This is a genomic window from Nocardia yamanashiensis NBRC 100130, from assembly GCF_001613325.1.
GTDB lineage: Bacteria > Actinomycetota > Actinomycetes > Mycobacteriales > Mycobacteriaceae > Nocardia > Nocardia yamanashiensis.
Window position 1 is genome coordinate 122,848 of the sequence record NZ_BDCD01000029.1, and the last position, 12,642, is coordinate 135,489.

Here is a 12,642-nt window from a genome sequence, read left to right on the forward strand (position 1 = left end):
GGTGTGCGGGGGTGCAAATTCTTGGTGGTTGTGGCCGGTCGCGGGGGTGATCGGGGGGGGTGCGGCGGGGGGCGTGGGGTGGAGATCGGGGGATTCGATCAAAGTGGGGCGTGTCGATTACCGGCGGTCGTAGACTGGGCGACGGGTCGAAAACCCGTCCACCACAGGGACTTTGGATGCGCTGAGAGTTAGCTGAGCGCTGGTTCGTGCGTGTCCTGGTCGGCGGCCGAGGAGGACTTATGACCGCGGTGCCCGCGCGGGATGTCCCGCAGATCGAGGCTGCGCGGCCTTTTCCGCGCCGGATGGGGCCCAAGGGGTCGTATCTGTGGAAGGCCATCACCACTACCGATCCCAAGATGCTCGGGAACATGTATTTGTTCACGGCCATGACGTTCTTCCTGATCGGCGGCGTGCTGGCGCTGCTGATGCGGGCGGAGCTGGCGCGGCCGGGGCTGCAGTTCCTGTCGGCCGAACAGTTCAATCAGCTGTTCACCATGCACGGGACGATCATGTTGCTGTTCTATGCGACACCGATCGTCTTCGGATTCGCCAATGCGGTGCTGCCGCTCCAGATCGGGGCGCCCGATGTGGCGTTTCCGCGGCTCAACGCGCTGAGCTACTGGCTGTACCTGTTCGGGGCCACCATGGCGACGGCCGGGTTCATCACCCCGGGCGGGGCCGCGGACTTCGGGTGGACGGCGTACACGCCGCTCAGCGACTTCACGCACGCGCCCGGCGTGGGCGCGGACTTGTGGATCATGGGCCTGGCCGTGTCCGGCGTCGGCACCATCCTCGGCGGCGTCAATATGATCACCACGGTGATCTGTCTGCGCTGCCCGGGCATGACCATGTTCCGGATGCCCATCTTCACCTGGAACATCCTGGTGACGAGTGTGCTTGTGCTGCTGGCCTTCCCGATCCTCACCGCCGCGCTGATGGCCCTGGCCGTGGACCGGCATCTGGGCGCGCACATCTACGACTCGGCCAACGGCGGCGCACTGCTGTGGCAGCACCTGTTCTGGTTCTTCGGCCACCCCGAGGTGTACATCGTCGCGCTGCCCTTCTTCGGCATCGTGACCGAGATCTTCCCGGTGTTCAGCCGCAAACCGCTCTTCGGCTACAGCACCCTGGTGTACGCGACCCTGTCCATCGCCGCGCTGTCGGTGGCGGTGTGGGCGCACCACATGTACGCCACCGGCGCGGTGCTGCTGCCGTTCTTCTCGCTCATGACCTTCCTCATCGCGGTGCCCACCGGCGTGAAGTTCTTCAACTGGATCGGCACCATGTGGCGCGGGCAGCTCACCTTCGAAACCCCCATGCTGTGGTCCGTCGGCTTCCTGGTGACCTTCCTGTTCGGCGGTCTGTCCGGCGTCATCCTGGCCAGCCCGCCACTGGACTTCCACGTCTCCGACTCGTATTTCGTTGTGGCGCACTTCCATTACGTGCTGTTCGGCACCATCGTGTTCGCCACCTTCGCCGGCATCTACTTCTGGTTCCCCAAGATGACGGGCCGGCTGCTCGACGAACGCCTCGGCAAACTGCACTTCTGGACCACCTTCTTCGGCTTCCACCTCACCTTCCTGGTGCAGCACTGGCTGGGCAACGAGGGCATGCCGCGCCGCTACGCCGACTATCTGGACAGTGACGGGTTCACCACCCTGAACACGATTTCGACCGTCGGGTCCTTCGTGCTCGGGTTCTCGATGATCACGTTCGTCTGGAACGTCTTCAAGAGCTACCGCTACGGCGAAGTGGTCACCGTCGACGACCCGTGGGGCTACGGCAACTCCCTGGAATGGGCCACCACCTGCCCGCCGCCCCGCCACAACTTCTACGAACTACCCCGCGTGCGCTCCGAACGCCCGGCCTTCGAACTGCACTATCCGCACATGGTGGACCGCATGCGCGCGGAGGCGCACGTCAGCTGGGGGCTCCGCCGGAAACAAGTCACCGACGCCGCCGAACCGGTCGACCTCGACAAGGACTCCGGCCGCGCGTAACCGGGCCCGGCCCGCCCACTACGCTCTTGCCCGTGCTGCTTTCCGATCGCGACATCCGTGCGGAGATCGCCGCTGGGCGTCTCGCGCTCGAGCCCTTCGACCCAGACCTGGTGCAACCGTCGAGTATCGACGTGCGCCTCGACAGCCTGTTCCGGGTGTTCAACAACACCCGCTACACCCATATCGATCCGGCTCAGCGCCAAGACGAGTTGACCACCCTGGTCGAACCCGCGCCCGGCGAGCCGTTCGTGCTGCACCCGGGCGAGTTCGTGCTGGGCTCCACCCTCGAGGTGTGCTCGCTGCCCGACGATCTGGCCGGGCGCCTGGAAGGCAAGTCCAGCCTGGGCCGGCTCGGCCTGCTCACCCATTCGACCGCCGGATTCATCGATCCGGGTTTCAGCGGGCACATCACCCTGGAACTGTCGAACGTGGCGAACCTGCCGATCACGCTGTGGCCGGGCATGAAGATCGGCCAGCTGTGCCTGATCCGCCTGTCCAGCCCCGCCGAGCATCCTTACGGCAGCGCCGCCGCGGGCTCCAAGTACCAGGGCCAGCGCGGTCCCACCCCGTCCCGCGCCTACCTGAACTTCCCGCTGTCCAACCACAATTGAGCCGCCCGGGCAATTGTGAGTTCGCACCGCGGTGCGGCCTGGAGTTTTTCATTTCGACGATTCGGAGTTGAAGCCCCTGTGGTGCAGCCGAGTTGGTGAGACTGTGGGTGTACGGATTGCTCGGCACGTCGTAAGGTGTCGGCGACAGGTACAGTGACCACACCGTAATGTACGGTTCCACCCCCCAGCGCCTGGCAATTTCCGGGCACGCCGCGGACGGGTGGCCGTCGCCGGTCGAGTGGGTGTGAACAAGATGGGCAACGGATGAGTTCGGTACTGGGAGTTTCGGTGGGGACGGGCGCGGTGCGCGTCGCACGTCCGCACGCCGGGAGTTCCGCCGGGCCCGCGTTCGGTGCGCCCGAGTCCTTCCCCGGCGCGGGATCCTCCGGCGCCGGCGGTCAATTCGATCTGCAGGCGGTGCCGGTCGGCGAACGCCGGGTGGAGGAATTGGCGGCCGATGCCGTCAGCGCGCTGCTGGCCGCCGATCCGCAGATCGCCGCCACCGCCATCGCCTACCGCGACGAACAGCACGCGCGCGGCATTCGCGCGGAGCTGGCTCGCCGGCAGCTGACCAATTACGAACTGGTGCTGGATGTGATCGCGGCGCTGGAATTCCTGGAATCCTCCGGTGAATTGCAGGCGCATCTGCCGTCGCCGGGTTACGGCACGCTGGCGCTCTACGATCTCGGCGCGTCCGGGCTGTCGGTGACGGTGGTCGATATCGGTTCGCGGCAGGTGTGTTTCAGCGAGCGCACCAGCGATATCAGCGGCGACTACCTGGATTCGCTGATCCGCGAACAGCAGATCGCGTCCGGCCGGATCGCGCATCCACCGGACCAGGCGGGCCTGGCGGCGCTGGACGCGTTGTGCCGCACCGCCAAAGAACAGCTCTCCACCAGCAGCGCCGTCGCACTGCCCTCGCCCGAGGGCCTGGTGCTGTTGTCCCAGGAGAATTTCGAAGCCCTGATCATGCTGGCCGTGGAGTCCTCGGCCCGCATGACCCGCGATGTGATCCTGCGCTCCGAGCAGCAGGTGCAGGCGGTCGCCCTGATCGGCGGCGGCGCCCAGATCCCGCTGGTCGCAAAGGTTTTGCGGCGCTGGCTGGGCGTTCCGGTGATCGTGGCCCCCGGCCCGGAAAGCATCGCCAGCCGCGGCGCGGCCCTGCTGGCCCGCCCCGTCCGGCAGCGTCCCGCGGCCGTGCCCTTCCCGTCGGCCCCGGACGACGCCTCATCGCTGCCCCCGCTGGACCCGGTCGCAGATTGGCTATCCACCGCGTCCCAGGCGGAGAAGCCGACCCGCCGACGCGAGATCAGCATCGCCGGCGTGGCGGTCGGCGCCCTCGTGGTCGTGGCCGCCATCGGCGTCTCCCTCGGCTGGGGACCCCAAGTCCTGGAACACGATTCGCAGTCCTCCGACGCCACCACCTCGGCCACCGCCACCCCCAGCCGCCCCGCCACCGAATCCACCACCGTCGCCCCGACCACCACCGAGGCCACCAACGAATCCCTCGCCGTGCCCGCCCCGCGCCGCGAGACCACCACCACGGAAGCCCCGGCCCCCACCGCCGGCCCGAACACCATCACGATCATCCCCGGCCTCCCCCCGGTAATCGTGCCCACGATTCCCCCGCTCTTCCCGGCCCCCGCGGCCGCCGAAAACCAGCAGCAACAGCACTGACCACGGAGCGATCTCGGCCCGCCCCTATGACCGTTTCGGGGCAATTGTCTTTCCGCCTTTGGGGGTTCGGGGGCGAAGCCCCTGAGAGTTACGAGAGTTGTTCACACCCCCCCGAGTCCGCCCCGTCGACTGCCAGAAGGGGGCGGACTCGGTGGGCCCGGCGCGGGCGCCGGACGGCGAGGACCGGCTGCGTTCAGTCCTCGCTCTCGGTTCCCACCGCCAGAGCTGTCGTTATCAATACCGACAGGGGTGGGAGTTTCTGATCTCGGGCGGGCGGCACCACCCAGTGACATCCTTCGCGGGTCCAGCGACCCAATCCGGTGGGCAGCATGACCGCGCTGCCGATCGCGGGAATGCCGATGTCCAGCCGGTTCAGGGCTTCCAGCACCTGATCACCGGGCCGGCTGTCGGGTTCGGCGAGAAAGCTCCAGCGGATCTGCCGCGCCAGCATGGGACCGGTGCGATGCTGGTGGGATTGCAGTGCGGCGCGGACCTTTTCGGCCCGGGCGACCGGCAGGTGGATGATTCCGACCCGGCCGGTGACGGGAAGCATGACGAATCCGCCTCTTTCGGTGACCGGCAGCCCGAATTCGTGCCGGTAGTAGGACACCCAGTCCTCGACCGTCCTCAGCTTGTCCGCGTTCACCGCCCGACTCCTTCGTCTTGGTACCAGGGTCGCGCGGGCGGCCGCGGTAGGTGAATGCCCGCGCACCCGCCTTTCGCTGCCCTTTCGCTGCCCTTATTACCGATCCGTATATCCCCTGGTACCAGGTAGGTTTCGGACGTGGCCGCCGTCACGATGCGCGCATACCCTGGATGTCGGAGTTCGTTCGGAAGGGATGACATCGTGGTCCGGCACTGGTCAGGCAAAGAGGCCCGCGCCCTCCGCGATGCCAAACGCATGAGTATCCGGGAGTTCGCCGCACATCTGGGTGTGCACGAACGCCTGGTGTCGAAGTGGGAGGCCGGTGGTGACCGGGTGCATCCGCGCCCCGTCAATCAGGCCGCTCTCGATACTTCCCTTGCCAGGTCCGACGATGTTGTGCGGGCACGGTTCGCGGCTTTGATCGATCAACCCTTGATCGACCGCCCCGCCGTTCCCGGTTTCGATGTGCGTCAAGCCGGTTCCGAAGTGCGGTCCGGCGCCACGGCGCAAGCCAGTTATTCCAGCGACGCGGAACTGCTGGCACTCGTCGATACGGGTGCGATGAGAGGCGATGCGTTAGCGGCGATTTCGGAGAGGGATCTGATCATGGCGGCTGCCCATGAAGCAAGTGAGCACGCCGGTCGGGCGGAGAGCAGCAATGTGGGTGCGACCGCATTGGAGCAATTCGATGCGGATGTCACGCGCATCGCGAACGACTACGTGCATGTGCCGCCGGTGCCGATGATGGTGGAGATGTTGCGGGTGCGGCGTCGCGTGTACCGGTTGCTGGAAGGCCATCAACGTCCGGCCGATACCTCCCACCTATATCAACTGGCCGGCATTTTGTCCGGTCTGCTGGCCAATGCCTCCACCGATCTCGGCTATGTCGACGCGGCCGGCGAACAGGCCAGGGCCGCTTGGGCTTACGCGGAACTGTGCGGGCACAACGGATTACGCGCCTGGACCCGCGGTATGCAGGCGCTCATCGAATACCGGTCGGAGCAGCCGCGGCGCGCGGTGGTGCTGGCGCAGAGCGGACAGCAGTACGCGGAATCGGTGACCGCCCGGGTGCGGCTGCTCAATATCGAGGCCCGCATCTGGTCGCGGCTGGGCAGCGCCGCCGATACCGAGCGGTGCATTCGCGCGGCCGACGATGCCCGCGAGGGCGGCGGCAGCAGCGACACCCTGCACGACGAGGTGGGCGGCGTGTTCGGGTTCAACCAGCCCAAGAGCCACTACTACGCGGGCGCCACCTATATCCATCTCGGGCAGGCCGAGCTGGCGCTGGACGCGACCCGCCGGGCCATCGACCTGTATGCCAACGGCCCGACCGAGGAACGGTCCTACGGCGCGGAGTCCCTGGCCCGGGTGGATTGCGCGACCGCGCACCTGATCAACGGCAGCCTGGACGGCGCGGCCGAAGCGCTCGAACCGGTGCTGCAATTGGAGGAGGACAAGCGCATCGCGCAATTGGGTGAACGGCTCAGCAGTCTGCGCCGGCGGCTCGCCTCCCCGGACTTCCGGGACGCGGTCGAGGCCCGTCACCTCGACGAGCGCATCGAGGAGTTCTGCGGAACCAGTGCCGCCAAGGGCATGCTGTCGCTGGATGCCCCGCGCTGAAAATTCCTGGTTGCGGGCGGATGGCACCATAGGACGGGTGAGCACTGGTCACCTACCGCATCGATCCCCACGCGTTCTGGAGCAATCCACCAAGCTGCAGAACGTGCTCTACGAGATCCGTGGGCCGGTACACGCGCATGCGGCACGGCTGGAGGCCGAGGGGCATCGCATCCTCAAGCTGAATATCGGCAATCCGGCGCCGTTCGGGTTCGACGCGCCCGACGTCATCATGCGCGACATGATCGCGGCGCTGCCGTACGCGCAGGGGTACTCGGAGTCGAAGGGCATCCTGCCGGCGCGGCGGGCCATCTTCACCCGATACGAGCTGGTGCCGGGCTTCCCGGAGTTCGACGTCGACGACGTGTACCTGGGCAACGGCGTGTCCGAGCTGATCACCATCACCATGCAGGCGCTGCTCGACAATGGCGACGAGGTGCTGATCCCCGCGCCGGACTATCCGCTGTGGACGGCCATGACCTCGCTCGCGGGCGGCACCCCGGTGCACTACCTGTGCGACGAGTCCAATGACTGGCAGCCGGATATCGCCGATATGGAATCCAAGATCACGGACAAGACCAAGGCGATCGTCGTGATCAACCCGAACAACCCGACGGGTGCGGTCTATTCGGCGGAGGTGCTGCAGCAGGTCGTGGACCTGGCGCGCAAGCATCAGCTGCTGCTGCTCGCGGACGAGATCTACGACAAGATCCTCTACGACGACGCCAAGCACACCTCGCTGGCGACGCTCGCGCCCGACCTGCTGTGCCTGACCTTCAATGGGCTGTCCAAGGCGTACCGGGTGGCCGGATACCGCTCCGGCTGGCTGGTGATCACCGGGCCGAAGGATCACGCGGCCGGATTCATCGAGGGCATCGATCTGCTGGCCTCGACCCGGCTGTGCCCGAATGTGCCTGCGCAGCATGCGATTCAGGTGGCGCTGGGCGGGCATCAGAGCATCGAGGATCTGGTGCTGCCGGGTGGGCGACTACTCGAGCAGCGTGATGTGGCGTGGGAGAAGCTCAACACCATTCCGGGCGTGTCGTGTGTGAAGCCGAAGGGCGCGCTGTACGCGTTCCCGCGGCTGGATCCGGAAGTGCACGAGATCCACGACGATTCGAAGCTGGTGCTCGACCTGTTGCTGCAGGAGAAGATCCTCATGGTGCAGGGGACCGGCTTCAACTGGCCGCATCACGACCACTTGCGGATCGTCACGCTGCCCTGGGCGCGGGACCTCTCGGTGGCGATCGAGCGGTTCGGAAACTTCCTCTCGAGCTATCGCCAATAGGGGTACTTGGGGTATTTGCCCTGTACCCTCGGGTACAGGGGACCGGATGTCCCCCTTGTGTCAGTGGCTAAAACAAACCGCTAGTACGAAAAAGTTGGGTTTTTAGAGACTTAGCTAGCGCAAAGAACTGACTTTTGTGTACAGTGGTCCTCGGCACTTCAAGTGCCCCGGCTGGACCGACTACCCCCCCTGGTCCGTCCAGCCCTGGGTTGCGTGGCCTACCCCCCCTGGGCCACCACCCCCCGGGCGGCGGAGACATCCCCCTGCTCTCCGCCGCCCCCTTAACTTCCCCGCCTCTCCGCGACTTCAGCGCGCGGCAGAGAGCCGTCTCCCGTCGGCAACGCGTGCCGGCGGTCGAGAGCCGAAACAATTCTGGGCGTACCCGGTGAGTTACCCCGATCCTTGCGAAATCAGTTGTCACCTCGGTGCACCGACCTCCGGGAAATGGAGAACGGTTTTCGTTTAGGCTCGTCGGGTGAGCGATCACCACCACCATCACCACGACCACTCCGGACCCATTGCGATCGGCGATACCGCCGCGCGGGTGGTGGTCGGGCTGCTCGTCGCCATCGGCGTGGTCGTGCTGGCGGGCGCGGTGTGGCTGTGGCCGAGTGCGCAGCACGTCGATATTCCGTTGCCGATGCAGAACGCGGGCGGCGGGGCCGTGGAGACCGAAGCGGGCACGGTGATCAGCCAGGACTTCGGGGCCTGCGGCAGCCCGTCGATCGGGAAGGTGTTCCCGGATGATCCGCAGCCGCCGCGCAACAACTCCTACAGCTGCGACCGGAGCATCGTCTCGATCGATTCCGGGCCGCACCAGGGGAACAAGACGCTGCTCGAAATCGCCAAGGGGCCGGGGCAACCCGAGCTGCACCAGGGCGACAAGATCCGGATCGTGCGGCAGGCGGATCCCAATGGGACGCCGATGTATTCGTTCGAGGACTTCGCGCGGGGGCTGCCGCTGACCATCATCGCGATCGTGTTCGCGGTGGTGATCATCGTGGTGGCGCGCTGGCGGGGGTTGCGGGCGCTGCTCGGGCTGGTGTTCGCGTTCGGGGTGCTGGTGATATTCCTGCTGCCGGCACTGCTGGACGGGAAACCGGCGATTCCGGTCGCGCTGGTCTCGGGGTCGTTGATCCTTTACGCGGTGCTGTATCTCGCGCACGGGGTGAATCTGCGGACCAGTTCGGCGCTGCTCGGCACCTTGACCTCGATGGTGCTGGCGGCGGTGCTGTCCTGGGTGACCCTGGAGGTCACGCATCTGACCGGGCTGTCGGAGGAACAGAACACCAATGTGGCGACCTATCTGCAGCACGTCAGCATCACCGGATTGTTGTTGGCGGGCTTCATCATCGGCTCGCTGGGTGTGCTCAACGACGTGACCATCACGCAGGCGTCGGCGGCGTTCGAACTCGCCGCCCTGGACGAGAAGGCCACGCGCCGCAGCATTTTCGCGGCCGCCATGCGGGTCGGGCGGGATCACATCGCCAGTACCGTCTACACCCTGGTGCTCGCCTACGCCGGTGGCGCGCTGCCGCTGCTGCTGCTGTTCAGCGTGGCGGGGCGATCCATTAGCGATGTGCTCACCGGTGACGCGGTCGGCATCGAGATCGCGCGCTCCGCGGTGGGCGGCATCGCGCTCGCGCTGTCGGTACCGCTGACCACCGCCATCGCCGTCATGCTGGCCCGCCCCTTCGGTTCCCGCCCGGCCCCCGCCACCCCGGCCCGGAAACGCCCCGCCGCCAAGGCCGGACAGCGCACCGGCGCCCGCGCGGCCGGCGCCCGTCCCACCGCGCGCAAGCGCACCACCGACACCGGCGCCGACCTGGACCCGGTGGTCGCCGACCGCGGCTCCGAATCCCCCACCGTGCCCCGCACCGCGACGGTCTCCCCGCCCGCCCCGCGAATCACCCTGCAGCCCAACGGCCCCCGCACCGGCGACTGGCCCGCGCAACCGCGCACCGGCGACTTCCCGGCCTACGGCGGCAACACGCCGCAGCAGCCGAACCCCGGCAACTATCCGCCCCGCGGTGATCAAGCACCGCAGCAGCCGACCACAGGGAGCTTTCCAGCTTTCGATGATCCAACGCCGGGGCAGCCGGACACCGGAAGTTACTCGCCTTACCGCGGCCGACCGCCGGCGCGATTCGATACCGGGGACTACCAGCCCACCCCCGAGCCGAAGCAGGACTGGTTCGGCTCCGAGCCGGAGCAGACCGCGTGGCCCGAGCAGCCCGGGTGGCCGGAGACGCCACCTGAGCCACCCCGTGGCGGCAGGCATTCCCGGCCCGAGTAACGAGATCGCGCCCGGCTCCTTCGAGCCGGGCGCGATTTCTTTTGCGCGTCACGCTATTTCAGATCGTGTGCCAGTAGTTCCGGCCTGACCGCCGGGGCACTTCCGGTCTCAGTTCGCGGCGGCTTCCAGCAGGGCGGCGACGCCTGCGGGGTCGGTGGCGAAATGGTCGAAGCCGGTCGGCACGCTGGATTCGGCGAACGACACTTCGTTGTCCGGCTGCGGCGGTAGGCCGGGTACCGGAAGGCGTACGGCGGCATGCAGATCCCGTACGCCGGTCAGTTCGAGGACGCGGCGGGCGTTGTCGGCGCGGAGGCCGCCGCAGGCCATGACGTCGATGCGGCCTGCGGCGAGATTCACCAGACGTGCGATCAGCGGGGCGCCGTCGAGGACCGACAGTTGGCGGCCGGAGGTCAGCAATCGGGTGAAGCCGAGTTCCAGGAGCGTGTCGAAACCGCTGTAGGGGTCGGTGCAGATATCGAAGGCGCGGTGGAAGGTGGCCTGCATGCCGTCGGCGGCGGCGCGCAGTTCGGCATTGGCGGCGCGATCCACATTGCCGTCCGCGTCCAGCACGCCGAACACCACGCCGTGCGCGCCGAGCCGCCGGGCCCATTCGATATCGGCGCGGATCAGCTCGATCTCCTCGGGCGCGTACCGGAAATCGCCGGTGCGCGGCCGAATCAGCACGTGCACCTCGGTATCGGTGACCGCGCCCACGGCCGCTTCGATGAGCGCGGCGGACGGGGTGAGCCCGCCGCCGGACAATCCGGTGCCCAGTTCGACCCGGGACGCGCCCGCCGCGTCCGCGATGCGGACCCCGGCGAGGTTCTCCACGGCGATCTCGACCCTTACCGGCTGCGCATCCGTCATACCTTGCAGTATGGGCGAAACCTCCCCACTTCGTTTGCCTGGGATTAGCGGAATGGCGCTGACCAGGTCAGGAGACGGCGGTCCCGCGTAGCGAACCGACCGCTCGCTGGTATGCGACGGCCAGATCGTCGCCGACCGGCGCGTGCGTGCGCGGGTGCAGGAAGTCACGCAGGTTGGTGCCGGTGCAGGCGGAGTCCACATTGCGGGCGCCGCGCGCGGCCGTCACATCCGCGAGGTGCACGGTGCGGAAGTCGATGGAGAAACGGGTCACGCCGGAATCGTTCGGCAGTGAGGAATGCAGCTGGTTCGCGGAGAACATCATGAGCCCGCCGCGTTCGGGCAGCACCACGGTATTCGGCTCCAGTTCGGCGTCGCCGGTGATGCGCGGCTGTACCCGGGTGTCCTTGCCGACATGGCTGGCGGCATTGAAACGCGACGTGCGATTCCATTCGTCGTAGTCGTAGCCGTCCGATGAATTCGGTACGGGCTGTGCGAAATAGCGGGGATGGAAGCACATGGCATTGCGCTCGGTCACCTCGAAGATCGGCAGCCACCAGTTGATCTGGCAGAACGGGGCCGAGTACCAGGTGTCGCGATGGGCGTGGAAAACATAGGAAATCCCGGTGGTCAGATACCCGTCCGAAGTCGAGGTGCGCAGGCGCGGCACATCGAAATAGGTCTGCTCGTCGCACCCCATGGCCGCCATCACCGCCGCCACCAGTTCCTTCGATTTCGGATGGTGGATGAACCGCGGTTTGAGTTCGGCGAGGATCTCCACCATCCGCTCCACCGGCAATTCGTGCTGCGCCGTCTGCGGATCCAGATCCCCGAACGCCTCGCCGATCAACTCCCGCGCGAAGTCCACCAGCGCGGTGGTGGCCGGGTTCGCGGGAAAAGCGCACACCGCCCCCCGGTAGATCAGTTCGCGACGTTCGGCCTCGGTGACGGTGGGTGCGGAGTACACAACTGTCATGATCTTGTCCCGGAAGAGGTTTGGGGCACGCTGAATTCGGACCCTAACCCACCCATCGCACCGGCCCGCCCGCATGCAACCAACACGCCCGAACACCGGCTCCGCTTCGGCGTGCCATGCCCGATTCGCCGCTTGCGCCCCGAAATCCCCACCCACGGAGTGGGCTGCGCCGCCCGGGATGACGAGAAGGGCGGCGCTACCCGGTGGTAGCGCCGCCCTTCGTCAGTTGTGCTCGGCCCGCGGATCTTTCGATCCGGTTTGCCCGATCAGCTCTTCTTGCCCGGCGATTTGGCGTTGGACTTGAAGCCCAGGCCACCCGGCTTGGCGGCCGGCGGCGGCGGGGTGCTGCCGTTGCCTTCCGACTTGCCGTTGCCTTCCGACGTGCCGTTGGTCTCCGACGCGGCCGGAGCCTCGGGAGCGGCTGCCGGTGCCGCGGGAGCCTCGGCGGCCGGAGCCGGATCCGCCGGAGCCGCAGGGGCTTCCGCCGGCGCGGCCGGTGCCTTCGCACCCGGAGCCTTCGGGCCGGGGCGCTTCAGACCGGACTTCATGGCCAGACCCTTGGCCGCGATGGTCGGCTTGGCCTCGGCCGGAGCCGCGGCGGCCGGAGCCGAATCAGCGGGAGCCGCAGCGGTTTCCGGAGCGGCGGCGGCCGGAGCCGCTTCCGCCG

Annotated in this window: 8 protein-coding genes and 2 pseudogenes; 6 read left to right on the forward strand and 4 right to left on the reverse strand. The window is 67.4% G+C overall.

The genetic code is table 11. The features are described from left to right. The first annotated feature begins 239 nt into the window (after positions 1 to 239). The 3 genes from ctaD (at position 240) to NY1_RS31595 (ending at position 4,288) form a co-directional block, all read left to right on the forward strand. A complete protein-coding gene (gene ctaD, locus NY1_RS31585; RefSeq protein ID WP_067720785.1) occupies positions 240 to 2,000 on the forward strand; it encodes an aa3-type cytochrome oxidase subunit I in 1,761 nt (586 codons plus the stop codon). A 32-nt stretch (positions 2,001 to 2,032) separates the two neighbouring features. Then, positions 2,033 to 2,611: a dCTP deaminase gene (dcd, locus tag NY1_RS31590; RefSeq protein ID WP_067720786.1), complete on the forward strand. Its 579-nt coding sequence runs from the start codon at positions 2,033 to 2,035 to the stop codon at positions 2,609 to 2,611. Positions 2,612 to 2,875: 264 nt separating this feature from the next. Next, on the forward strand, positions 2,876 to 4,288 hold the full coding sequence (locus NY1_RS31595; RefSeq protein ID WP_067720787.1) for an Hsp70 family protein: 1,413 nt from the start codon (positions 2,876 to 2,878) through the stop codon (positions 4,286 to 4,288). 193 nt (positions 4,289 to 4,481) lie between these two features. On the opposite strand, the gene NY1_RS31600 is transcribed toward NY1_RS31595, so the two are convergent. Further along, on the reverse strand, positions 4,482 to 4,934 hold the full coding sequence (locus NY1_RS31600) for a hypothetical protein (RefSeq protein ID WP_067720788.1): 453 nt from the start codon (positions 4,932 to 4,934) through the stop codon (positions 4,482 to 4,484). A 201-nt stretch (positions 4,935 to 5,135) separates the two neighbouring features. Between NY1_RS31600 and NY1_RS31605 the strand changes: the two genes are divergently transcribed. The 3 genes and pseudogenes from NY1_RS31605 to NY1_RS31615 all read left to right on the forward strand — a co-directional run. Then, complete coding sequence (locus NY1_RS31605) at positions 5,136 to 6,554, forward strand: helix-turn-helix domain-containing protein (protein ID WP_067720789.1); 1,419 nt, start codon at positions 5,136 to 5,138, stop codon at positions 6,552 to 6,554. 28 nt (positions 6,555 to 6,582) lie between these two features. Continuing rightward, positions 6,583 to 7,839: a pyridoxal phosphate-dependent aminotransferase gene (locus NY1_RS31610; protein ID WP_157762583.1), complete on the forward strand. Its 1,257-nt coding sequence runs from the start codon at positions 6,583 to 6,585 to the stop codon at positions 7,837 to 7,839. A 475-nt stretch (positions 7,840 to 8,314) separates the two neighbouring features. Further along, positions 8,315 to 9,580: pseudogene (locus NY1_RS31615) on the forward strand (YibE/F family protein); the annotation flags it as partial. 663 nt (positions 9,581 to 10,243) lie between these two features. Here NY1_RS31615 and NY1_RS31620 read toward each other — a convergent pair. From NY1_RS31620 to NY1_RS43835, 3 genes and pseudogenes are all read right to left on the reverse strand, one after another. Then, positions 10,244 to 11,002: a copper homeostasis protein CutC gene (locus tag NY1_RS31620; protein ID WP_067720791.1), complete on the reverse strand. Its 759-nt coding sequence runs from the start codon at positions 11,000 to 11,002 to the stop codon at positions 10,244 to 10,246. 67 nt (positions 11,003 to 11,069) lie between these two features. Beyond that, entirely contained in the window at positions 11,070 to 11,975 is a 906-nt protein-coding gene (locus NY1_RS31625) for a phytanoyl-CoA dioxygenase family protein (protein ID WP_067720792.1), read from the reverse strand. Between the two features lie 266 nt (positions 11,976 to 12,241). Further along, positions 12,242 to 12,642, reverse strand: a pseudogene (locus tag NY1_RS43835) (Fe-S oxidoreductase); the annotation flags it as partial.